Origin of the sequence: Ensifer sp. Root1252, assembly GCF_001425885.1 — a bacterium.
In the GTDB taxonomy this organism is placed as follows: domain Bacteria; phylum Pseudomonadota; class Alphaproteobacteria; order Rhizobiales; family Rhizobiaceae; genus Ensifer; species Ensifer canadensis.
Genome location: NZ_LMDT01000057.1, coordinates 112,146 through 135,229 on the forward strand (window position 1 = coordinate 112,146; position 23,084 = coordinate 135,229).

Consider the following 23,084-nt stretch of genomic DNA (forward strand, 5'->3'; position numbering starts at 1 on the left):
AAAACTGCGCTGCGAACCGCAGCCTTGCCGGCGCAGGGTTTCTCACGGTTCCACCAGAGTTTCAACGCGCGCGTTCTCTGCCAAAGGAATTCCTCCCGGTAGATATGCGCCCGAACGGCAATCGTGCCCCAAGGGAGTGACCCCATGAAATTTTTCGTTGATACCGCCGACGTCAAGGAAATCCGTGAGCTGAACGATCTCGGCCTCCTTGATGGCGTGACCACCAACCCTTCGCTGATCCTCAAGTCGGGCCGTGACATCACCGAAGTCACCAAGGAAATCTGCGGCATCGTCGAAGGCCCGGTTTCGGCCGAAGTGACCGCGACCGAATACGCCGAGATGATGAAGGAAGCGGCCGTTCTTTCGAAGATCGCCGACAACATCTGCATCAAGCTGCCGCTGACGCTTGACGGCCTCAAGGCCTGCAAAGCCCTGACGTCTGACGGTCATCAGACCAACGTGACGCTGTGCTTCTCGGCCAACCAGGCGCTGCTTGCCGCCAAGGCCGGCGCGACCTTCGTTTCGCCCTTCGTCGGCCGCCTCGACGACATCGCGTTCGACGGCATGGACCTGATCCGCGAAATCCGCCACATCTTCGACAACTACGGCTACGAGACCGAAATTCTCGCCGCCTCGATCCGCACCGTGAACCACGTCAAGGAAGCCGCGCTCATCGGCGCCGACGTCGTCACCGCACCGCCGGCAACGCTGAAGGCGCTGGTCAAGCACCCGCTGACCGACAAGGGCCTCGAAACCTTCCTCGCCGATTGGGCGAAGACCGGCCAGAAGATCGCCTGATCTTTTCGCGATAAAGATTCGAAGGCTCCGCAGCGATGCGGGGCCTATTTTATGCGTCATCGTCGTCCATCAGGCCAGTGAGCCGCATACCGTCGATCCAGGTGGCGCTGTCCTTGCGGATCACCCGGCGGGCGCGAACGCCGCAGCGCTCGCGGATGGCACCGGCCAGCCGCTCCGAATGGGTAACGATCCAGATCTGGCTGTCGCGCGAGGCGCTGGCGATCATGTCGGCGAGCGCGGGCAGCATATCCGGATGCAGGCTGGTTTCCGGCTCGTTGAGCGCGATGAAGGGCGGGCGGCGATAGGAAAGCAGCGCTGCCGCAAGCGCCAGGAACCGCATTTGCCCGTCGGACAGTTCGCGCGTCGAAAACGGCCGTTGCGGGAAATCGGGAAAGACGAGCGAGAATTCGGCGAACTGTCCGGGATGCGGCACCTCCAGATAGGCGCCGCCAAATGCATCGGCGATGGCGCGGTCGAGATCGACGGTGTCTTCGCGGGTATGGCGCAGCGTCGCGAAGACCGCCGCCATGTTGGTGCCGTCTTCGTCCAACATCGGTGCCGTGACTGCAAGGCACGGCAGGCGCAGGGGTGAATCGCGATCGGTGCGGAAGCCGTGAAAGAAGCGCCATTGATCGACGGCCCGGCGGAAGCTGCCAATCTCAGGATAGTGCCCGGCATCGCCCAACAGCGCGATCGCCGTCTCCGATTGTAGCGCCTGCTCGGGATAGTCCTCCATCCGCCCGCGGTCGCCGCGCACGAAGATGCCGGGACCGGCGCGCTTCATCATCGTCACCGGACGTCGTCCGGTCTCGACGCTCAGCTCTTCTTCCTTGACCTGCGGTTCATAGGCAAAGCCTGCGGCCGCCTTTGGCGGGCGCAGTCCCGCTTCTATCCGGTAGCGGAAGGTGATGGCCCGCTCCTCGTCCATCAACTCCGTCTCGAGCCGGATGCGCGCCGGTTTGTCGGCCCGTCGCCGACCGCTCCAGAGTGCGGACGACATGCCGCCCTCCTTGGCGATCTCATGGGCAAGGTTGCCGCGCACAGCCGCCTGCACCAGTTGCAGCGCGCGGTAGAGGTTGGATTTGCCCACCCCGTTCTCGCCGATAAACAAATTGACACCGGTCAGATCCATGCGGATCGACTTCAGGGAACGGTAATTTTCGGCGAACATCGAACGAAGCAGCATGGTTCTGCTTAGCGCATTCCCGCCATCACATGAAGGGATCAACAGGCAACGGCAGCGCGCAAAGCCGGCCGAAACACCGCATCGGCGTCGCGCGCCAGTTCGGACACCGTGTGCCGTTCCAATGCCTTCGTCACGTCGACAGCGTCACCGTCCAGAGCCTCCGGCGCAATGAGATTGCCGATGCGGAAATCGAAGAGGTCGCCCTTCTTGTTGAGCAACTCGTGGAACACCGTCATGTCGCGCAGTTCGGTCGACCACTTGGCAAACCAGTAGAACAGGCCGGAATTGCGCGCGCTCATATGAACCGGCAGGATCGGCAGGCCGTATTTGCGCGCAAAGCCGACGGCCGACGTCTTCCACGGCCGCTCGTTGAGACGGCCATCGGCCCAGTAGGCGATGCGGCCGGAGGGAAACAGCACCGTCGCCTTGCCCTCGCCGATCGCTCGGTTGGTCACCTGCAGCGTTTCACGGGCCTTGAGCTTGCTCTTGTGCTCCTCTCGCCATTCGACCGGAATGACCATCTCGACGAAACGTGGGTTGACGCGGATCGCGTCGCGGTTGGCGAAGAACATCATGTCCGGCCGCCGCGTCTTCAGGAGATCGAAGACGGCGATGCCGTCGGCAATCCCGGTCGGATGATTGCTGACCAGCAGGAACCCGCCCTTATCAGGAATGCGCTCAGCCCTATCGACACGCACGTCGAGTGAGAGAAGCGAACTCAGATGCTCGAAGGCATGGAAGCCCGGCACGTTGGCCACGGCGTCAGCGAATTCCAGCGCCTTTCGGTAGTTCAGAAGCGTGTGGAGAAAGGGCCGGAGAACGGGCCACATCGGGCTCCTGACGATCCTCTGGCCGCGTTCGGCAATGAGTGTATCGACGATGTGGCCGGGCTGCCCTTGCGAGACCAGGGCGATCACTTCAGCAAAATGCGCGAATCCGTTCACCGAATCCCGTCCCGCCATGGTTTCATCCGATTCTTTGCGGCTGAACATCGCAACTCAATATGATCGAAGGATGACAAAATCCAAGGCTACGTTAGCAAAAACATAAGAGGCATCAGGGCATTGTCGATGACCGACCACCTTGGAAAGCGACAATGAACGAGCTGCTCGTCATCGGCCATCCAGACCTGCTTGCAGAGCGCCAGAGATGGCTGCAAGGGCTCTTGCAGGAGCGCCGCCTGTCCGACAATACCGTCGACGCCTATGAGCGCGACACGCGACAATTCCTCACATTCCTCACCGGCCATCTCGCCGGCCCGCCCCGTCTTTCAGACATCAGCACATTGCGGCCGGCCGACCTCCGCGGCTTTCTCGCCCAGCGTCGCAAGGGCGGTGCGGGCGCGCGCACGCTCGGCCGGGGCCTAGCCGGCCTGCGCTCCTTTCTGCGCTATCTCGAACGCAGCGGACTTGCCAATGCCGCCGGTGCCGCGGCCGTCCGTTCGCCGAAGCAGCCGAAATCGCTGCCTAAGCCGCTGACGGACCGCGAGGCGCTCAATGTCGTCACGACGGATGCGCAGCTTGCCGAAGAGCCGTGGGTGGCCGCGCGCAACGCCGCCGTGCTGACGCTGCTCTACGGCTGCGGCTTGCGCATTTCCGAGGCGCTCGATCTGACGCCGGGCGATTTCGCCGGCACGCCATCCTCGCTGCGCATCACCGGCAAGGGCGGCAAGACCCGCATCGTGCCGCTCATGGCTGTGGCGCGCGACGCGGTCGCGACCTATCTCAAGCTCTGCCCCTACCATGCCGGCGCCGACGAGCCGATGTTCCGCGGTACGCGCGGGGCGAAACTTCAGCCGGCCATCATCCAGCGCGAGATGCAGAAGCTGCGCGGCGCGCTCGGCCTACCCGACACGGCCACACCGCATGCGCTGCGCCACTCCTTCGCCACGCATCTGCTGGCTGGCGGCGGCGATCTCAGAACTATCCAGGAGCTGCTGGGCCACGCCAGCCTGTCAACGACACAGGTCTATACCGGCGTCGACTCGACGCGGCTGCTGGAGATCTACGACCGGGCTCATCCGCGCGCCTGAATTTGGGCGGAGGGGCAGGTTAACCATACCTATTAAGGAAGCCGTGACCGACGAAGCGTAGGGTCCGCTAGACTCGGCAGAACATTAGGAAGTGATCATGTATTCGATCGCCAAGCCCGCCCGTAACCTCGCGGCCAGGGCCGCCGATATGGCCCTCTGGCTGATCGCGCTTATCCATCTGCTGCTCGCGGCCAGCCTCATTGCGATGGTCGCCTCGATCTCGCAGGCGCACGCCGCGGCCGAAGCCGTCTGCGGCGGTACGAACATCATCACCGGTCTCGAAAAAGCCGACCCCGCAAAACTCGCCAGGCTGAAAGCCGAAGCCGACGCCATCCCGAACGGCAAGGGCATATTCTGGAAGATCGAGAAGGATGGCATCGCCCCCTCCTGGCTACTCGGCACCATGCATGTCACCGATCCGCGCGTACTGGCGATGCCAACGGGTGCCGCCGATGCCTTCGCCACGGCATCGACCGTCATCGTCGAATCGGACGAGATCATCGACGAGAAGAAGTCGGCCGCCGCCATCCTGATGCGGCCCGACCTCACCATGTTTGCCGACAACAAGACCATCAACGATTTTCTCAACCCTGAAGACCGCGAGCGGCTCGAACGCGGCCTCAAGGAGCGCGGCATACCGCTGACGCTGGTTGCCAAGATGAAGCCCTGGATGATTGCGAGCTTCGTCGCGCTGCCGGCCTGCGAGATGACGCGCAAGGCGGCCGGCGCATCGTTCCTCGACATGAAGCTCGCTGAAGACGCCGTCAGCCAGGGCAAGACGCTGAAGGGGCTTGAAACCCTCATCGAGCAGCTGGCCGCGATGGATTCGCTGCCGACCGAACTGCACCTGCGCGCCCTCATCGAGACGCTCGCCCTCGGCAAGACGATCGACGACGTGCTCGCCACCACCACCGACCTCTACCTCTCCGGCGACACCGGCATGATCATGCCGATGATGAAGGCCGTTTCCGAAGATGTGGCAAGCGAAGACGCCGGCTACGCCGACTTCGAACAGCGCATCATTATCGACCGCAACAAGACGATGGCGACACGCGCCGAGCCGATCCTCGGCAACGGCAACGTCTTCATGGCGGTCGGTGCCCTGCATCTTGCCGGCGACGTGGGCCTGGTCGAACTGCTCAAGCGCCAGGGCTTCTCGGTCACCCGCGCCAACTGACGGAACCGGCCGGCAGGGATGCCGGCCACGGGCGCCTTCCGTCTTCAAGCGACTGCATGCTTCCTGAAATCGTATCCGGTTTAAGGATAAAAACATGCAGCAATTCAAAGTGCTAAAGCGACCTTTACGCGTCTAACAAGACGCGCGGCGCCGTAGTATTGACACAAGAGCCGGTCCCGAAGTCTGCCGCGCGGCATGATCGGTCTCTATCCTCGACAGAGGGCGGTGATGCCGCTCAGCCACGTGGGCTCGCTGCGCCCGCCAGCAGCGTCGGCACGATGACCTTGTGAAACGGCATGACTGCCGCCAGGTAGACGCGCCCGAGCGTGTTGTGACGCCGGATCAGTGTCGTCATGCCGATGATCTGGTTGACGGCCGATCCCGCCCTGACGTCAACGACGATGCGAAAATCGAGATGGGCATCGTTGAAGCCGAGCACGACCTCGTCGTCGCTTCGAGACAGCACCGGAAACGGGCCGATAAGGCCAAGCTTGCCCGGTGAAGGCGCCTCCGACTTGAGGCCGGCCACCGATACCACCCGGTTGCGAAGCTTAAGCAGGGTGCGAACCCAGGCGGGAGAATTGCCGAGCGAGCGCTCGGCCACCTCGATCGCCGTCAGCCCCTTTCCGTTCAGGGCAAGCTCGAAACGATCAGCCCAATCGGCATCCGGCAGATGCGGGCTCGGCAAAAGAACGGTGGCGGGTCTAGGTTTCATGATCCCTCGTGGCGGCAGCGAGAGCAATTCCAGGAAACTGGTGAAACGGTTTTCCCGGGAATTGCGCAATTGCCAAGAGCGACGGCTTTCCGTCGCAAGCGCATGGGGTCGATGATCGCGCCTAATGTCGGCGCAAGACAGGGGGCCGCTTGTCGCAGCCCCCTGCCAAATCGTCACATATGGATCGGCTTGAAGAAGGTCGACAGCGCCGCTTCCTTGACCGCTTCCGACATGGTCGGATGTGCATGGCAGGTGCGGCCGAGATCTTCCGACGAGCCACCGAATTCCATCAGAACGGCAATCTCGTGGATCATCTCGCCGGCGCCGAAGCCGACGATGTGGCCGCCGAGAACGCGGTCGGTTTCCTTGTCGGCGAGGATCTTGACGAAACCGTCGGTCGCCTGCATCGCCCGCGCACGACCGTTGGCCGTGAACGGGAACTTGCCAACCTTGTAGGCGACGCCTGCAGCCTTCAGTTCTTCCTCGGTCTTGCCCACGGAAGCGACTTCCGGCTGGGTGTAGACGACGCTGGGGATGACGTCGTAGTTCACGTGGCCGGCCTGACCTGCGAGGATCTCGGCAACAGCAACGCCTTCGTCTTCGGCCTTGTGCGCCAGCATCGGGCCGCGCACGACGTCGCCGATGGCGTAGACGCCGACAACGCTCGTCTGGAAATGGTTGTCGATCTCGACGCGGCCGTGCTTGTCCATGACGACACCGGCTTTGGCGAGGCTAAGACCGTCAGTGTAGGGCTTGCGGCCGGTGGCGATCAGAACGACGTCGGCATCGAGCGTCACGGCGTCACCGCCCTTGACCGGCTCGTACGTCACCTTGGCGCCCTTGCCGTCCTTGACGACGCCGGTCACCTTGGCACCGAGCTTGAACTCCATGCCCTGCTTTGCGAGCATGCGCTGAAACTGCTTGGAGACTTCGCCGTCCATGCCGCCGAGGATCGCGTCAAGATATTCGACCACGGTCACCTTGGCGCCGAGACGGGCCCAGACCGAGCCTAGCTCGAGGCCGATGACGCCGCCGCCGACGACGATCATGTTCGCCGGCACCTTTTCGAGCGCGATGCCGCCGGTGGACGAGATGATCACCTTCTCGTCGATCTCGACCGACACGCCCGGAATGCCGGCAACGTCGGAACCGGTGGCGATGACGATGTTCTTCGTCTCCAGAACCTGCTCTTCGCCCTTGTCGTTGGTCACCGAGACCTTACCCTGGCCGAGCACCTTGCCGGTGCCCTGGATGCCGTCGATCTTGTTCTTCTTGAACAGGAAGGAAACGCCCTCGACGTTGGACTTAACCGTCGCGTCCTTGTGCGCCATCATCTTTTCGAGGTTGAGCTTCGGCGCGCCGACTTCGACGCCGAGCGTATCCAGGCCGTGGCCGGCCTGGTGGAAAATTTCCGAAGCGTGCAGCAGGGCCTTCGACGGAATGCAGCCGATGTTGAGGCAGGTGCCGCCATAGGTGGCGCGCTTTTCGACGACGCCAACCTTCAGGCCGAGCTGTGCCGCCTTGATAGCGCAGACATAGCCGCCTGGGCCGCTGCCGATAACGATGAGATCATAAGCCATTGGATTATCCTTCCTTCAGGGACGGTTACCGTCCGCCGCTGACATTGAGAATGGCTCCCGTCACGTAAGTCGCCTTATCGGACAGGAGGTAAAGAACCGCATCCGCCACTTCCTCGGCCGTGCCGGGTCGCTGGACGGGGATGGTTGACGCGAGATCGCGTGCCCGGTCCGGCAGGCCGCCGGACGCGTGGATTTCGGTGTCGATGATGCCGGGGCGAACCGCGTTGACGCGCACGCTCTCGGTGGCGACTTCGCGCGCAAGACCGATCGTGAACGTGTCGATCGCGCCCTTCGAGGCGGCATAGTCGACATATTGCGCCGGGGAGCCGAGTTCGGCCGCAACCGACGAGATATTGACGATCACGCCGCCCTTGCCGCCGTGACGCGTCGACATGCGGCGAACGGCTTCTGCCGCGCACAGGATCGAACCGGTCACGTTGATGCGGAACATCCGCTCGAGCCGCTCAACCGACATTTCGTCGATGCGCTGGGTCGGGCCGACGATTCCGGCATTGTTGACCAGCCCGTCGAGCCGGCCGAAAGCCTTGTCGACGGCGGCGAACATCGATTTGATGTCCGCATCGGACCCGACGTCGCCCCTGACCGCGATCGCCGAGCCGCCGCCCTTCCGGATCGTGGCCACGACCGCATCTGCCGCCTCGGCGTTCGATGCGTAGTTCACGACGACGGACCAGTCGGCTCTGGCGGCGCCGAGGCAGACAGCTGCCCCGATGCCACGGCTGCCGCCGGTGACGAGAACAACGGGCGCAGCACTCATTCGGCGCACCCCTTGAGAGTGAAGGCGTCCCAGCTGTCTGTTTCGGCCTTGCCCTTGCCCCAGGCGCTCGACGCGCGAAGGGCGGGGCCGAAATCCGGCAGCAGGATCTGGTGTGCAGCCGGCGCGGTTTCGGCCGGAATCGCGTCGATCGCACCCGTCTTGCCGACGGAATAGACAGGCCCCTGCCAGACGGTGCATTTGCGAAGCTCTTCGCCGGTGACGTCACCGGTGGGGCACTTGTGCATGACGATGCCGGTCGCGCGTTCCGGCTCGCCGGAAGGCATGACGACACCGTCGAGCAACAGGCCCGGTTTCAGAACCGCGATCTTGAAAAGATTGCTTGTCACCGCACTTTCCGATCCCACCGGCTCGAAGCGCAGCTCATAGGCGCCGTCGCGGTCGCCATAGATGGCGCGCGCCTGGCTGCATTCCTGGCCAAGCGCCGGCGTGGCGACCACGGCGCCGAGTGCAGCGACGAGCAGAGAACGGACAATGACCATGATCAAACGGCCTTCTCGGTCGCGAGCTTCAGGCCGAGCGCGATGAACACCAGGCCGCTGGTGCGGTCGATCCACTTGCTGGCGCGGGTGAAGGCGGCGCGCATGCGCGGCGTGGTCATGAACAGGCTGACGCCAACGAACCACAGGATGAGGCAGGTTGCCATCACCAGCCCGTAGCCAAACTTGATCATGATCGGCGTGTGGGCGCCAACGACCGTCGAGAAGATCGACAGGAAGAAGAACACCGCTTTCGGATTGAGCGCATTTGCCGCAAAGCCGAGGCCGAACGCCTTGATCGCGGACTGGCTCCTTGCCGGTTCGCCTGATGGTGCGGCGTCGACCGAAATCTCCGTCTGGCCGGCCCGCAGCGCCTTGATCCCGATATAGATCAGGTAAGCCACACCGCACCATTTGACGATGTTGAACAGATAGATCGACTGCGAAATGATCAGCCCGAGACCGAGGATCGTATAGGTCACGTGGAACATCAGCGAGCTGCCGATACCGAAGGATGTGATGATCGCTTGACGGCGGCCATGGACGATCGACTGGCGCATGACCATCGCCAGATCGGCGCCGGGCGAGACGATGGCGAAGGTGAAGATCGCCATCAGCGATGCGAGTTCGAAAAGATATTGGCTCATGATTGTGCGACCGGTGCGTTGAAGGCCCAGACGTGGCCGAAGGGATCCCTGATGCGCGCATAACGCGCCTGCCAGAACGTATCCTGCGGCTCCAGAACTGTCGATGCCCCGGCCGCCATGGCCCGGACATAGGCCGCATCGACATCGCCCGCTTGAGGCAGGTTGATGCTGATCGCCACGCCGGTGCCGCCGACGGTCAGCGGCGACAGCACGCTGCCGCCGAATTCGGGGAACTCGTCGTGCATCATGACCTCGCCGCCGAACAGCGCCAGGTTGGCGTGCATCACGCGCTTGCCGTCTTCGGCCATCTGATGGAACGTGTTCACCGCACCGAATGCCTTCTCGTAGAAGGCGATTGCCGCCAACCCGTCCTTGACGCAGATGTGTGCCTGGATAGGCGGTACGTCGGATCCGAATGCCATGTCGTGCTCCTCCGTCTAGAGCATTTCCAGGAAAAGTACGAAGCGGTTTCCCGTCAGGAAATGCGTAAAAACAAATAGATCGAGCGTTTCCAAGACTCCGCTTAAAACCGGAAACGCTCTAGACGAGAATACCTGCCAGCATCAGTATGAGCCCGGCGGCAGACACCGTCCACACAGCCGAGCGGACAAGCCCGAGACCGCCGATATAGATCGGCAGATAGGCGACCCTTGCCCAGAACCAGATCATCGCGCCCCATTGGCTGAGCGCGTCGCTTCGACCCGAAAACTCGATCACGACGGCAAGCGCAATGAAGACCGGATAGGTTTCATGGAAGTTGCGCAGCGCCCGGGTGGCTCGTCCCGTCAAGACGTTCGGCTCGGGCGCCACATCGCGATTGGTGTCGGCTTCGATGATGCCGTTCTGCAGCCTATAGGTTCCCGCCTGCGCCATTACATAGACGAAGGCGAGCACGGCACTCCAGAGCAGGTAGGTCAGTTCCAGCGACATCAGGGGATCCGGAAAGAACGGGCCGGAGAAGCAAAAGGGGGCTGCGATTGCGCCCCCGTCATTGCCTTAGAGATCGAGAACCAGACGTTCCGGATCCTCGAGGCTGTCCTTGACGCGCACGAGGAAGGTAACCGCTTCCTTGCCGTCGACCATGCGGTGGTCATAGGACAGCGCCAGGTACATCATCGGACGGATGACGATCTGACCGCCGACCACGACCGGACGGTCCTGGATCTTGTGCATGCCGAGGATGCCCGACTGCGGCGCATTCAGGATCGGCGACGACATCAGCGAACCGTAGACGCCGCCATTGGAGATGGTGAAGGTGCCGCCCTGCATGTCGGCCATGGAGAGCTGGCCATCGCGAGCAAGCTTGCCCAGGCGGCCGATGTCCTTCTCGATCTCGGCGATCGACATCTGGTCGGCATCGCGAACGACCGGAACGACAAGACCCTTGTCCGTGCCGACGGCGACGCCGATGTGGCAGAAGTTCTTGTAGATGACGTCGGTGCCGTCGATTTCGGCGTTGACGGCCGGGATTTCCTTCAGCGCATGGGTGACGGCCTTGGTGAAGAAGCCCATGAAGCCGAGCTTCACGCCATGCTTCTTCTCGAAGATGTCCTTGTACTTGTTGCGCAGGCTCATGACCGCGCTCATGTCCACTTCGTTGTAGGTGGTGAGCATGGCGGCGGTGTTCTGCGCGTCCTTGAGGCGACGGGCGATCGTCTGGCGCAGGCGGGTCATCTTGACACGCTCTTCACGAACGACGTCCTCGGTAGTCGACGGCGCGCGGGCCTGGACCTTGACCGGCTCGGAAGCGGCCGGTGCCGAAATGCCCTTGGCGACCGCGGCGAGCACATCCCCCTTCAGGACCTGGCCGCGCTTGCCCGAACCATCGACCTGGTCGGCCGAGAGGTTGTTTTCGGCAAGCAGCTTGCCGGCGGACGGAGCCGGCGGCATCGACGATGCGGTCGGTGCGGCAGCGGCAACTGCGGGCTGGGCAGCCGGAGCGGCAGCAGCCGGCTCGGCCTTCTTCTCGGCAGCAGCCGGAGCGGCAGCAGCGGCGCCAGCGCCGGCGGCGATCTGGCCGAGCAGCGCGCCGAGACCGACGGTTTCGCCGGCCAGGGCAACGATTTCGGAGAGAACGCCGGCCGAGGGAGCCGGAACTTCGATCGTCACCTTGTCGGTTTCGAGTTCGAGCAGCGGCTCGTCTGCCTTGATGGCATCGCCGACCTTCTTGAACCAGGTGCCGACGGTCGCTTCACTGACGGATTCGCCAAGGGTGGGAACGCGGATTTCTGTTGCCATGATTTTTGTTCCGTTGATCAGATATCTGTTTCTATCGATTGGCTCGGCGCCAAGGGGGCAGGATCAGCCCCCCAGCGCGTCCTCGAGGAAGGCGGCCAGCTGCGCCATGTGCTTCGACATCAGGCCCGTTGCCGGCGATGCCGCAGCCGGACGGCCGGTGTAGCGCACGCGCTGATACTTGGCGTCGATATGAGCCAGCACCCATTCCAGGTACGGGTCGATGAACGACCAGGCGCCCATGTTCTTCGGCTCTTCCTGGCACCAGACCATCTCCGCGTTGCGGAAACGGCTGAGCTCGTTGATCAGCGCCTTGGCCGGGAACGGATAGAGCTGTTCGACGCGCAGCAGGTAGACATCGTCGATGCCGCGCTTCTCGCGCTCTTCGAGCAGATCGTAGTAGACCTTGCCGGAGCAGAGCACGACGCGGCGGATCTTCGAATCCTTCTGCAGCTTGATCGGGCCGTCCTTGATGACCTCGGCGTCATCCCACAGCAGACGGTGGAACGAGCTTTCGCCGGCCATTTCCGACAGGCTCGAAACCGCACGCTTGTGGCGCAGCAGCGACTTCGGCGTCATCAGGATCAGCGGCTTGCGGAAGTCGCGCTTCACCTGGCGGCGCAGGATGTGGAAGTAGTTCGCCGGCGTCGTGACGTTGGCGACCTGCATGTTGTCTTCCGCGCAGAGCTGCAGGAAGCGTTCGAGGCGGGCGGAGGAGTGCTCCGGACCCTGACCTTCATAGCCGTGCGGCAGCAGGCAGACGAGGCCAGACATGCGCAGCCACTTGCGTTCGCCCGACGAGACGAACTGGTCGAACACGACCTGTGCACCGTTGGCGAAGTCGCCGAACTGGGCTTCCCAGAGCGTCAGCGCATTCGGACGGGCCAGCGAGTAGCCGTATTCGAAACCGAGCACGGCCTCTTCCGAAAGCATCGAGTTGATGACTTCGTAGCGGGCCTGGGTCGGCGCGAGGTTGGCAAGCGGGATGTAACGGTCTTCGGTCTGCTGATCGTAGAGAACCGAGTGGCGCTGCGAGAAGGTGCCGCGTTCGCAGTCCTGGCCCGAAAGGCGGATCTTCGTGCCTTCCGTGACGAGCGTGCCGAACGCAAGCGCTTCAGCCATCGCCCAGTCGATCCCCTCGCCGGTCGAAACCATGTTGGCGCGGTTTTCCATGAAGCGCTGGATCGTGCGGTGCGCATTGAAGCCGGCCGGGATCTCGGCGATCTTGCGGCCGATTTCCTTGAGCTGCTTCATCGGCACGGAGGTCTTGCCGCGACGCTGTTCGTCCTGGTTGTCGGCCGAACGCAGGCCCGACCAGACACCATCCAGCCAGTCGGCCTTGTTGGGCTTGTAGGACTGGCCAGCCTCGAACTCCTGCTCGAGATGGGCGCGCCAATCGGCCTTCATCTTCTCGACTTCGCCTTCGCTCATCAGGCCTTCGGCGACCAGGCGGTCGGAGTAGAGCTGGACGACGGTCTTGTGGGCGCGGATGACCTTGTACATCTTCGGCTGCGTGAACGCAGGCTCGTCGCCTTCGTTGTGACCGAAGCGGCGGTAGCAGAACATGTCGATGACGACAGGCTTGTGGAACTTCATCCGGAATTCGGTGGCGATCTTGGCAGCGTAGACGACCGCTTCCGGATCGTCGCCGTTGACGTGGAAGATCGGCGCCTCGATCATCTTGGCCACATCCGACGGATAGGGCGACGAACGCGAGAAGGCCGGGTTCGTGGTGAAGCCGATCTGGTTGTTGATGATGAAGTGGACCGTGCCGGCAACGCGGTGACCGCGCAGGCCGGACAGGCCGAGGATTTCGGCAATGACGCCTTGGCCGGCAAACGCCGCATCGCCGTGCAGCAAGAGCGGCATGACCTTTGAGCGTTCGCGCAACGGGATGATGTCGCCTTCGAACACTGTCGCCATCTGGTCCTGCTTGGCGCGGGCCTTGCCCATGACGACAGGGTTGACGATTTCCAGGTGCGACGGGTTCGCCGTCAGCGACAGGTGAACCTTGTTGCCGTCGAATTCGCGGTCGGAGGAAGCGCCGAGGTGGTACTTCACGTCGCCCGAACCTTCGACGTCATCAGGAGCGTAGGAGCCGCCCTTGAATTCGTGGAAAATGGCGCGGTGCGGCTTTGCCATCACCTGGGAAAGCACGTTCAGGCGGCCGCGGTGGGCCATGCCGAGAACGATTTCCTTCAGGCCTTCCTGGCCGCCGCGCTTGATGATCTGCTCGAGCGCCGGAATGAGCGATTCGCCGCCGTCGAGACCGAAGCGCTTGGTGCCCTTGTACTTGACGTCGATGAACTGCTCGAAGCCTTCCGACTCGATCAGCTTCTGCAGGATCGCCTTCTTGCCCTCGGGCGTGAACTCGACGCCCTTGTCCGGACCTTCGATGCGTTCCTGGATCCAGGCTTTCTCTTCCGGGTTTGACATGTGCATGAATTCGACGCCGATCGTCGAGCAATAAGTGCGCTCGAGGATTTCGACCATTTCGCGAATGCTCGCGTATTCGAGGCCGAGCACGTTGTCGATGAAGATCTTGCGGTCGAGATCCTTCTCCTCAAACCCGTAGTTCGAGGGCGAAAGCTCGTTGTAGTCATCGACCGGGGCAGCAAGGCCGAGCGGATCGAGCTTGGCATGCAGGTGGCCACGCGCACGATAGGCGCGGATCATCATGATGGCGCGAACGGAATCGCGCGTCGCCTGATGGATATCTGCCGCGCTCACGGCGGTGCCGGTGACGGCAGCGGCTTCTTCCGCCTTCGCCTTGACCTTCTTCTCGATGACCTTTTCGACCCTACCCCAGTCGCCATCGAGCGCCGAGACGAGTTCGCCATTAGCGACGATCGGCCAGTTGGGCTTCTTCCAGGAGGCGCCCTTGGCGGCCTTCACCACGTCTTCCGGCTTGTCGGCCAGCGCCTTGAAGAAGGCCTGCCATTCAGCCGAGACGGACGACGGATCCGTTTCGTAGCGTGCATAGAGCTGCTCGATATAGGCGGCGTTCGCGCCGTCCAGAAACGATGTGAGCTGGAATTGCTCGTTGGCCTCTTGCCTTGCCATGGGTTCTCGCGGACGTTTTGGTCCGCCTCCTGACTTAAGTTGGGATGCCGGGTTTTCCCGGTCGTTCATCATTGTCAGACGCATCCAGTGCGCCCTGCTTTTGGGTCCTTGCAGCGCCGTGCGTCGATCAGGACGCGCGAAGGGCGCTGTAACACTTTCAACCTGCTGCATGATCTTGTCCTTAAATCGATGCCGACCGAAGGACTTGTGCAGGCAGTGCGGTCATCGGGGCCGGCTTTGATGGCCGGCCCCGATGACGCAATTCTGAGGTCAGCCCTTGAGGACTTCGACCAGCGTCTTGCCGAGGCGAGCCGGCGATGGCGACACGCGGATGCCTGCCGATTCCATCGCAGCGATCTTGGATTCCGCATCGCCCTTGCCGCCGGAAACGACGGCACCGGCGTGACCCATGGTGCGGCCCTTCGGCGCGGTACGGCCCGCGATGAAGCCGGCCATCGGCTTCTTGCGACCCTTCTTGGCCTCGTCGATGAGGAACTGCGCCGCATCCTCTTCGGCCGAGCCGCCGATTTCGCCGATCATGATGATCGAGGTCGTGGCCTCGTCGGCGAGGAACATCTCGAGCACGTCGATGAACTCGGTGCCCTTGACCGGGTCGCCGCCGATGCCGACGGCCGTCGTCTGGCCGAGGCCTTCGTTGGAGGTCTGGAACACGGCTTCATAGGTCAGCGTACCGGAGCGCGAGACGATGCCAACCGAACCCTTGCGGAAGATCGAGCCCGGCATGATGCCGATCTTGCATTCTTCCGGCGTCAGGATACCGGGGCAGTTCGGGCCGAGCAGGCGCGACTTGGAGCGGTCGAGACGAGCCTTGACGCGCACCATGTCGGCAACCGGGATGCCTTCGGTAATGCAGGTGATGAACGGGATTTCCGCATCGATCGCCTCGATGATCGCGTCCGCGGCGCCTGCCGGCGGAACATAGATCACGGATGCGTCCGCACCGGTCTTCTCACGGCCTTCGGCAACCGACGCGAAGATCGGCAGGGTTTCGCCCTTGGAACCGGTCCAGGTTTCGCCACCCTTCTTCGGGTGAATGCCGCCGACCATCTGCGTGCCATAGTAGGCAAGCGCCTGTTCGGTATGGAAGGTGCCGGTCTTGCCGGTCAGGCCCTGAACGAGGACCTTGGTGTTCTTGTTAACGAGAATCGACATGAGGTCTGGTCCTTCAGTTAGCCGTTGATCGCGGCAACGATCTTCTTGGCAGCGTCGTCCAGATCGTCGGCGGCGGTGATCGCCAGGCCGGATTCGTTCAGGATCTTCTTGCCAAGCTCGACATTGGTGCCTTCGAGACGCACGACCAGCGGAACCTTGAGGCCGACTTCCTGCACGGCCGCAACGACACCTTCAGCGATGACATCGCACTTCATGATGCCGCCGAAGATGTTGACGAGGATACCCTCGACCTTCGGGTCGGCCGTGATGATCTTGAAGGCTGCCGCGACCTTCTCCTTGCCGGCGCCGCCGCCGACGTCGCAGAAGTTCGCCGGCTCCTTGCCGTAGAGCTTGATGATGTCCATCGTCGCCATGGCAAGACCCGCGCCGTTGACCATGCAGCCGATGTTGCCGTCGAGCGCCACATAGGCGAGGTCCCACTTGGAGGCCTCGATTTCCTTGGCGTCTTCTTCGGTTTCGTCGCGCAGCGCCTTGATGTCGTCGTGGCGGAACAGGGCGTTGCCGTCGAACGAGACCTTGGCATCGAGAACGCGCACGCGGCCGTTCTTCATGACGATCAGCGGGTTGATCTCAAGCAGGCTCATGTCCTTCTCGACAAAGGCCTTGTAGAGGATCGGGAAGAGCTTTTCGGCGTCGGCCTTGGCTTCGCCTTCGAGCTTCAGGGCCGAGGTGAGCTTGGCGAGATCAGCGGCGGTGACGCCAGCTTCCGGATTGATCGCGACGTTGACGATCTTTTCCGGCGTGTCGTGCGCAACAGCCTCGATGTCCATGCCGCCTTCCGTCGAAACGACGAAGGCAACCTGGCCGACCGAGCGGTCAACGAGCAGCGAAAGATAGAGTTCGCGATCGATGTCGGCGCCGTCCTCGATGTAGAGGCGGTTCACCTGCTTGCCGGCAGGGCCGGTCTGCGCCGTGACGAGCGTATTGCCGAGCATGTCCTTGGCATGAGCCTTGGCTTCATCGATCGAGAAAGCAAGACGAACGCCGCCCTTGGCGTCGGCGGAGAGTTCCTTGAACTTGCCTTTGCCGCGACCGCCGGCATGGATCTGGCTCTTGACGACGTAGAGCGGGCCCGGGAGCTTCTTGGCAGCCGCTTCTGCTTCGTCGGCGGAGAAGATCGCGACACCTTCCGCGACCGGCGCGCCGTAGCTCTTCAGGAGAGCCTTGGCCTGATATTCATGAATGTTCATGGTGTTTTTCCTGTCTGGAGCATTTTGCAGGCGGGGGAAATACCCGCCCGCGAAAATGCGGCAAAAACAAAAGGTCGAGCGAATGCAGGCATCCGCTCAACGGGACGCGATTACTGCTTCAGGCTCGGCGCAATGCCGATGCAGGCTTCGCAAAGGCCGGCGACCGAAGCGACCGACTTGTCGAAAGCTTCCTTCTCGGCCTTGTTGAGGTCGATCTCGATGATGCGCTCGACGCCGCCGGCACCGATGACGGTGGGAACGCCGACATACATGTCCTTGACGCCGTACTGACCGGTCAGGTGTGCCGCGCAAGGCAGAACGCGCTTCTTGTCCTTGAGGTAGGCTTCAGCCATTTCGATCGCGGAGGCGGCCGGTGCGTAGTAGGCAGAGCCGGTCTTGAGCAGGCCGACGATTTCGGCGCCGCCGTCACGGGTGCGCTGGATGATTTCTTCGAGGCGTTCCTTGGTGACCCAGCCCATCTGGATGAGGTCGGTCAAGGGAATGCCGGCAACGGTCGAATAGCGGGCGAGCGGCACCATGGTGTCGCCGTGGCCGCCGAGAACGAAGGCGGTGACGTCCTGAACCGAAACGTTGAATTCCTGGGCGAGGAACAGGCGGAAGCGGGCGCTATCGAGAACGCCGGCCATGCCGACGACCTTGTTCTTCGGCAGGCCGGAGAACTTCTGCAGCGCCCAGACCATGGCGTCGAGCGGGTTGGTGATGCAGATCACGAAGGCGTTCGGGGCGTACTTCTTGATGCCCGCGCCAACCTGTTCCATGACCTTGAGGTTGATGCCGATCAGATCGTCGCGGCTCATGCCCGGCTTGCGGGCGACACCGGCGGTGACGATGCAGACATCGGCGCCTTCGATGGCGGAATAGTCGCTGGCACCCGTCAGGTTCACGTCGAAGCCTTCGACCGGGGAGGACTGGCCGATGTCGAGGCCCTTGCCCTGGGGGATGCCGTCGGCAATGTCGAAGAGGACGATGTCGCCCAGTTCCTTCAGGCCGGCGAGATGCGCCAGCGTGCCACCAATCATCCCTGAACCGATAAGTGCGATCTTGTTGCGCGCCATGAAAGTGCTTCCTTTGTGATCCCAAACTGATCGAGGCCTGAAACGCCGCAAACGCCAAACCTTCGCCGGAAGCCATTAAACGGCAATCGTTAAAATATCAATCGATACTTTTGGATGGAACAATTTCAATCGGTTAGATCATAAAATTCTTACGTAAACGTAAGAATTATCGTCATTCGCGCGTCACGAAACCGCAATATTTTCAGGATGTTCTGCCGCATATTCCGCGCTCTGCATCTCGATCAGCCGCGAAACGGTCCGGTCGAACTCGAAGCCTTCCGTGCCCTTCTTCAGCGTCAAAAGGTTCTGCGGTTCGGCAGCGGCCGAGGCAAAGAGGCGGGCGCCGTTGTCGTAGAGCGTGTCGACCAGCAGGATGAAGCGCTTGGTTTCGTTGCGCACATGCGGCCCGAGATGCGGCACGTGATCGACGAAGAGGGTGGAATAGCGCTCGAGGATCGCAAGATAGTCGGCAGCACCGAGCGGCTGCTGGCAAAGGTCGGTGAAGCTGAAACGGGCCGCCTTTCCGGCTGCTGCCGGCACCGGAATCTTGCGGCCCTTGCGCGGCACCTCGGCGGGCGCGACGGCGGCCCCTGCCGTTTGCCTGTTCCAGGCCTGCGCCATCGCCGCGTCGGCCTCGGGTCCGAGCGGTGAGATCCACACCGGGCTGCCGTCCGTCTTCATCAGGCGGTAGTCGGTATCGGTGTCGAGCGAGATGATCTCGGCATTCGCCTTCAGGAGATCGATGAACGGCAGGAAGAGCCCGCGATTGAGACCGTCGCGGTAGAGATTGTCAGGCGCCACATTGGAGGTTGCGATCAACACGCAGCCCTTGGCGAAGAGTTCGCTGAAAAGCCGGGCGAGGATCATCGCATCGGCAATGTCTGTCACCGTGAATTCGTCGAAGCAGAGGAGCCGCGCCTCGCCGAAGAGGTCGGAGGCAACCGGCGGAATGGGATCGGCCTGCTTCGTCTCGCCGTTCTTCAGCTTCTGGCGGTGCCTGTAGATCCGCTCATGCACGTCGGCCATGAACTCGTGAAAATGCGCCCGGCGCTTGCGCTGGATCGGCACCGCCTGGAAGAACATGTCCATCAGCATGGTCTTGCCGCGACCGACACCGCCATGGATGTAGAGCCCCTTGACCGGGGGATGATCCTTCTTGCGCGAGGCAAAGAGCCAGCCGAGCGCATTGGTCTTGCGCGACGGCCTGCTTGCCAGGAGCTCGGCCGAAAGATGATCGAATCGCCGGGCGATCGCGAACTGGGCCGGATCGCGTTTTCGCTCGCCGCTCTGAACGAGTGTTTCGAGCTTGCGGTAGATGCTGTCGTCAGGATTGAGCACGTCTCACCCGAGGTGGACCGGAAAACAAGAAGCCCGGCGATTAGCCGGGCTGGACCAGGTCATTAGCGGCTGAGGCTGACCGGCTGGCCGCCATTGGTGGAGCCGTCGAAGCGCGCATCGGCCGTCTTGTAAAGGCGAGCGATGGCGTTGCCGGTGCGGTCCTTGAGGACGACCTGCTTGCCGGCCACTTCCCAGGAACCCATAGCCGTCAGCTCGCCGGCGCAACCACGCGTGCCGCCGCGCGAACCGCTGCCGAGGTTGGTCAGCGTCAGGAACATGTCGCAGGAGCTGCCGGCGCTCGAAACGCGCCAGTTGCCGACCATCGATTCCTTGGTCACATCGAGCGCGTTGGTGGCTGCTGCTACCTGGGTACCAGGTTGAGCGGCACCGGCCATTGCCGTTCCCGCCGTCGGTGCAGCCGGGAATTGTGACGTGTTGCCGGTGGGATCAGGGAGTTGGTTCGACGAGACCGACGGTACGGGCTGGGCCTGGAGGGGAGCAGGTGAAGAATCCTGGGAGCTGAAGCCACCCATGGATGTCCGCTGGCATCCGGTCAGCGCAAGCACAACCGCCAGCCCCGCCGCCGCATGAATAACCCGCATATCTTTACTCCCGATGTGTTCCGCGAACCATGATGCAACGCGATAATATAGGCCGAAATACAGCAAATCCACCTGTCAAATCAAGGGACGACGATTCATGTCTACCTGTTGCAGGATTGAAACGTCTGCGCGAACGGGACAATGACGACTTCTGGCCCGGCAGCATGTTGCTTCAGGTGACCGAAATGACTGTCTTGCGCCGGCACAATCAACGATTGCCGGACGGACAAACAAGGCCGTTCGAGGAAGCTCCTTCACCCGGCGAAGAGAAAACGCAAACGGCGGGCACAGGGCCCGCCGCAATATGCGATAGCGCGTCGATTACCTCGGATCAGACCCGACGCTCGACCAGCATCTTCTTGATCTCGCCGATCGCCTTGGCCGGGTTGAGACCCTTCGGACAGGCCTGCGCGCAGTTCATGATCGTGTGGCAGCGATAGAGGCGGAACGGATCCTCGAGATTGTCGAGGCGCTCGCCGGTCGCTTCATCGCGGCTGTCGATCAGCCAGCGATAGGCCTGCAGCAGAACAGCCGGACCGAGGTAACGGTCGCCGTTCCACCAATAGCTCGGACAGGAGGTCGAGCAGCAGGCGCACAGGATACATTCGTAGAGGCCGTCGAGCTTCAGACGGTCCTCATGGCTCTGCTTCCATTCCTTGGCCGGCGTCGGCGTGACCGTCTTCAGCCAGGGCTCGATCGAGCGGTGCTGGGCATAGAAGTGGGTGAGATCCGGCACCAGGTCCTTGACCACGGGCATATGCGGCAGCGGATAGACCTTCACCGTGCCGTTGACCTCATCCATGCCCTTGGTGCAGGCAAGCGTGTTGGTGCCGTCGATGTTCATCGCGCAGGAGCCGCAGATGCCTTCGCGGCAGGAGCGGCGCAGCGTCAGTGTCGGATCGATCTTGTTCTTGATGTAGAGCAGACCGTCGAGCACCATCGGGCCGCAATCGTCGATATCGATATAGAAGGTATCGATGCGCGGATTGGCGCCGTCATCCGGGTTCCAGCGGTAGATGCGGTATTCGCGAACATTGGTCGCGCCTTCCGGCTTCGGCCAGACCTTGCCTTCGGTCATCTGCGAGTTCTTGGGGAGAGCGAGTTCAACCATGTGCCTAATTCCTCAAGATCAGTAGACGCGAGCCTTGGGCTCGATCTTTTTCGGATCGATGCCTTCGGCGATCAGGTCGGTATGAACAGGGCGATAGTCGAGCTTGACGTCGCCGGCCTCGTTGACCCAAGCGAGCGTGTGCTTGCGCCAGTTGACGTCGTCACGGCCGCCAAGCGCCCCGCCGGTATAGTCTTCGCGGGCGTGCGAGCCACGGCTCTCCTTGCGCGCTTCGGCGCCGTAGATCGTGGTGATGGCGTTGGCCATCAGGTTCTGCAGTTCCAGCGTCTCGACGAGATCGGAGTTCCAGATCATCGACCGGTCCGTGACCTTGACGTCGGGCAGTTCCTTCCAGATCGCCGAGATGCGCTTGCAGCCCGATTCCAGCGATTCCTGCGTGCGGAACACGGCCGCATCTTCCTGCATGGCGCGCTGCATCTTTTCGCGCAGCACCGCCGTCGGCGTCGAGCCGTTGGCGAAACGCTGGGCGTCGAAGCGGGCCATGATCTTGTCGCAGGCGGCAACGTTGATCGCCGGGATCGCTTCGTTGCGGTCGATGACCTGGCCGGCGCGGATGGCGGCGGCGCGGCCGAAGACCACCAGGTCGATCAGCGAGTTGGAGCCGAGACGGTTGGCACCGTGCACCGAGGCGCAGCCGGCCTCGCCCACGGCCATCAGGCCGGGCGCGATGCGCTCCGGGTTCTGGCTGTCGGCGTTCAAGACTTCGCCCCAGTAGTTGGTCGGCACGCCGCCCATGTTGTAATGCACGGTCGGCAGGACCGGGATCGGCTCGCGGGTCACATCGACGCCGGCGAAGATCTTTGCCGATTCCGAGATGCCCGGAAGGCGTTCGTGCAGCACGGCCGGATCGAGATGGTCGAGATGCAGGAAGATGTGATCCTTGTTCTTGCCGACGCCGCGGCCTTCACGGATTTCCATCGTCATGCAGCGCGAAACGACGTCGCGCGAAGCAAGGTCCTTGGCCGACGGCGCATAGCGCTCCATGAAGCGCTCGCCTTCGGAGTTGACGAGATAGCCGCCTTCGCCGCGCGCACCCTCGGTGATCAGGCAGCCTGCGCCGTAGATGCCGGTCGGGTGGAACTGGACGAATTCCATGTCCTGCAGCGGCAGGCCGGCGCGTGCGATCATGCCGCCGCCGTCACCGGTGCAGGTATGAGCGGAGGTTGCCGAGAAGTAGGCGCGGCCGTAACCACCGGTCGCAAGCACCACCATCTTGGCGGAGAAGCGGTGGATGGTGCCGTCGTCGAGGTTCCAGGCGACGACGCCGGTGCAGCGGCCGTCGTCCGACATGATCAGGTCGAGCGCAAAATACTCGATGAAGAACTCGGCGTTGTTGCGCAGCGCCTGGCCATAGAGCGTGTGCAGGATGGCGTGACCGGTGCGGTCGGCGGCAGCGCAGGTGCGCTGCACCGGCGGGCCTTCGCCATAGTTCTGCATGTGGCCGCCGAACGGCCGCTGGTAGATCTTGCCTTCCTCGTTGCGCGAGAAGGGCACACCGTAGTGCTCGAGCTCATAGACCGCCTTCGGCGCTTCCATGGCGAGATACTGCATGGCGTCGACGTCGCCGAGCCAGTCGGAGCCCTTGACGGTGTCGTAGAGGTGCCACTGCCAGCTGTCCGGCGTCATGTTCTGCAGCGAGGCGGCGATGCCGCCCTGGGCGGCAACCGTGTGCGAGCGTGTCGGGAAGACCTTGGTGATGCAGGCCGTCTTCAGGCCCTGCTCCGCCATGCCCAGCGTGGCGCGCAGGCCGGCGCCGCCGGCGCCAACGACGACGACGTCGAAGGCGTGGTCGACATACTGGTAGGCCTTGCCGTTTGCAGCGGGTGAACTGTTCGATGCCATGACGA

The 23,084-nt window shown here is 62.7% G+C and carries 21 protein-coding genes; 3 read left to right on the forward strand and 18 right to left on the reverse strand.

Annotated features, from left to right (window positions below):
- Window positions 1-144: 144 nt before the first annotated feature.
- On the forward strand, window positions 145-798 hold the full coding sequence (gene fsa, locus ASD02_RS33995) for a fructose-6-phosphate aldolase (protein ID WP_025425070.1): 654 nt from the start codon (window positions 145-147) through the stop codon (window positions 796-798).
- 49 nt (window positions 799-847) lie between these two features.
- Here the strand turns inward: fsa and ASD02_RS34000 are convergent, their stop codons facing one another.
- Both ASD02_RS34000 and ASD02_RS34005 read right to left on the reverse strand, forming a co-directional pair.
- Window positions 848-1,984 (reverse strand): AAA family ATPase, encoded by a 1,137-nt coding sequence (locus ASD02_RS34000; RefSeq protein WP_057221781.1) that lies wholly within the window; start codon window positions 1,982-1,984, stop codon window positions 848-850.
- Between the two features lie 38 nt (window positions 1,985-2,022).
- Complete coding sequence (locus ASD02_RS34005; RefSeq protein WP_057221813.1) at window positions 2,023-2,946, reverse strand: GNAT family N-acetyltransferase; 924 nt, start codon at window positions 2,944-2,946, stop codon at window positions 2,023-2,025.
- A 134-nt stretch (window positions 2,947-3,080) separates the two neighbouring features.
- On the opposite strand from ASD02_RS34005, the gene ASD02_RS34010 reads away from it, so the two are divergent.
- Together ASD02_RS34010 and ASD02_RS34015 are read left to right on the forward strand one after the other, a co-directional pair.
- Complete coding sequence (locus ASD02_RS34010) at window positions 3,081-4,016, forward strand: tyrosine recombinase XerC (protein WP_057221782.1); 936 nt, start codon at window positions 3,081-3,083, stop codon at window positions 4,014-4,016.
- 97 nt (window positions 4,017-4,113) lie between these two features.
- Window positions 4,114-5,193, forward strand: coding sequence for a TraB/GumN family protein (locus ASD02_RS34015; RefSeq protein ID WP_057221783.1), 1,080 nt, complete (start codon window positions 4,114-4,116; stop codon window positions 5,191-5,193).
- A 235-nt stretch (window positions 5,194-5,428) separates the two neighbouring features.
- Here ASD02_RS34015 and ASD02_RS34020 read toward each other — a convergent pair whose 3' ends face one another.
- The 16 genes from ASD02_RS34020 to sdhA all read right to left on the reverse strand — a co-directional run bounded on the left by ASD02_RS34020 (window position 5,429) and on the right by sdhA (window position 23,079).
- Complete coding sequence (locus tag ASD02_RS34020) at window positions 5,429-5,908, reverse strand: DUF2867 domain-containing protein (protein ID WP_057221814.1); 480 nt, start codon at window positions 5,906-5,908, stop codon at window positions 5,429-5,431.
- Between the two features lie 173 nt (window positions 5,909-6,081).
- Window positions 6,082-7,488 carry a dihydrolipoyl dehydrogenase gene (lpdA, locus tag ASD02_RS34025; protein ID WP_057221784.1) on the reverse strand — a complete coding sequence of 469 codons (1,407 nt, stop codon included), beginning with the start codon at window positions 7,486-7,488 and terminating at the stop codon, window positions 6,082-6,084.
- A gap of 25 nt (window positions 7,489-7,513) precedes the next feature.
- Window positions 7,514-8,266, reverse strand: coding sequence for an SDR family oxidoreductase (locus ASD02_RS34030; RefSeq protein ID WP_057221785.1), 753 nt, complete (start codon window positions 8,264-8,266; stop codon window positions 7,514-7,516).
- Window positions 8,263-8,766 (reverse strand): hypothetical protein, encoded by a 504-nt coding sequence (locus ASD02_RS34035; RefSeq protein ID WP_057221786.1) that lies wholly within the window; start codon window positions 8,764-8,766, stop codon window positions 8,263-8,265. Before ASD02_RS34035 ends, ASD02_RS34030 begins: the two co-directional genes overlap by 4 nt.
- 2 nt (window positions 8,767-8,768) lie before the next feature.
- On the reverse strand, window positions 8,769-9,410 hold the full coding sequence (locus ASD02_RS34040) for a LysE family translocator (RefSeq protein ID WP_057221787.1): 642 nt from the start codon (window positions 9,408-9,410) through the stop codon (window positions 8,769-8,771).
- Window positions 9,407-9,832 (reverse strand): VOC family protein, encoded by a 426-nt coding sequence (locus ASD02_RS34045; protein WP_057221788.1) that lies wholly within the window; start codon window positions 9,830-9,832, stop codon window positions 9,407-9,409. Before ASD02_RS34045 ends, ASD02_RS34040 begins: the two co-directional genes overlap by 4 nt.
- A gap of 118 nt (window positions 9,833-9,950) precedes the next feature.
- On the reverse strand, window positions 9,951-10,340 hold the full coding sequence (locus ASD02_RS34050) for an MAPEG family protein (protein WP_057221789.1): 390 nt from the start codon (window positions 10,338-10,340) through the stop codon (window positions 9,951-9,953).
- 66 nt (window positions 10,341-10,406) lie between these two features.
- The gene (gene odhB / locus ASD02_RS34055) at window positions 10,407-11,648 is read right to left on the reverse strand and encodes a 2-oxoglutarate dehydrogenase complex dihydrolipoyllysine-residue succinyltransferase (protein ID WP_057221790.1); all 1,242 of its coding nucleotides are present in this window, start codon (window positions 11,646-11,648) and stop codon (window positions 10,407-10,409) included.
- Window positions 11,649-11,711: 63 nt separating this feature from the next.
- On the reverse strand, window positions 11,712-14,708 hold the full coding sequence (locus ASD02_RS34060) for a 2-oxoglutarate dehydrogenase E1 component (protein WP_057221791.1): 2,997 nt from the start codon (window positions 14,706-14,708) through the stop codon (window positions 11,712-11,714).
- Between the two features lie 270 nt (window positions 14,709-14,978).
- Entirely contained in the window at window positions 14,979-15,881 is a 903-nt protein-coding gene (sucD, locus tag ASD02_RS34065) for a succinate--CoA ligase subunit alpha (RefSeq protein WP_057210840.1), read from the reverse strand.
- Window positions 15,882-15,898: 17 nt separating this feature from the next.
- A complete protein-coding gene (gene sucC / locus ASD02_RS34070) occupies window positions 15,899-17,092 on the reverse strand; it encodes an ADP-forming succinate--CoA ligase subunit beta (protein WP_025425085.1) in 1,194 nt (397 codons plus the stop codon).
- Window positions 17,093-17,202: 110 nt separating this feature from the next.
- Complete coding sequence (gene mdh, locus ASD02_RS34075) at window positions 17,203-18,168, reverse strand: malate dehydrogenase (protein ID WP_025425086.1); 966 nt, start codon at window positions 18,166-18,168, stop codon at window positions 17,203-17,205.
- Between the two features lie 183 nt (window positions 18,169-18,351).
- The gene (gene zapE, locus ASD02_RS34080; protein ID WP_057221792.1) at window positions 18,352-19,506 is read right to left on the reverse strand and encodes a cell division protein ZapE; all 1,155 of its coding nucleotides are present in this window, start codon (window positions 19,504-19,506) and stop codon (window positions 18,352-18,354) included.
- A gap of 62 nt (window positions 19,507-19,568) precedes the next feature.
- Window positions 19,569-20,108, reverse strand: a complete 540-nt coding sequence (locus ASD02_RS34085; RefSeq protein WP_025425088.1) for a protease inhibitor Inh/omp19 family protein — start codon at window positions 20,106-20,108, stop codon at window positions 19,569-19,571.
- Window positions 20,109-20,439: 331 nt separating this feature from the next.
- Window positions 20,440-21,219 carry a succinate dehydrogenase iron-sulfur subunit gene (locus ASD02_RS34090; protein WP_025425089.1) on the reverse strand — a complete coding sequence of 260 codons (780 nt, stop codon included), beginning with the start codon at window positions 21,217-21,219 and terminating at the stop codon, window positions 20,440-20,442.
- A gap of 18 nt (window positions 21,220-21,237) precedes the next feature.
- Entirely contained in the window at window positions 21,238-23,079 is a 1,842-nt protein-coding gene (gene sdhA / locus ASD02_RS34095) for a succinate dehydrogenase flavoprotein subunit (protein ID WP_057221793.1), read from the reverse strand.
- Window positions 23,080-23,084: the final 5 nt, after the last annotated feature.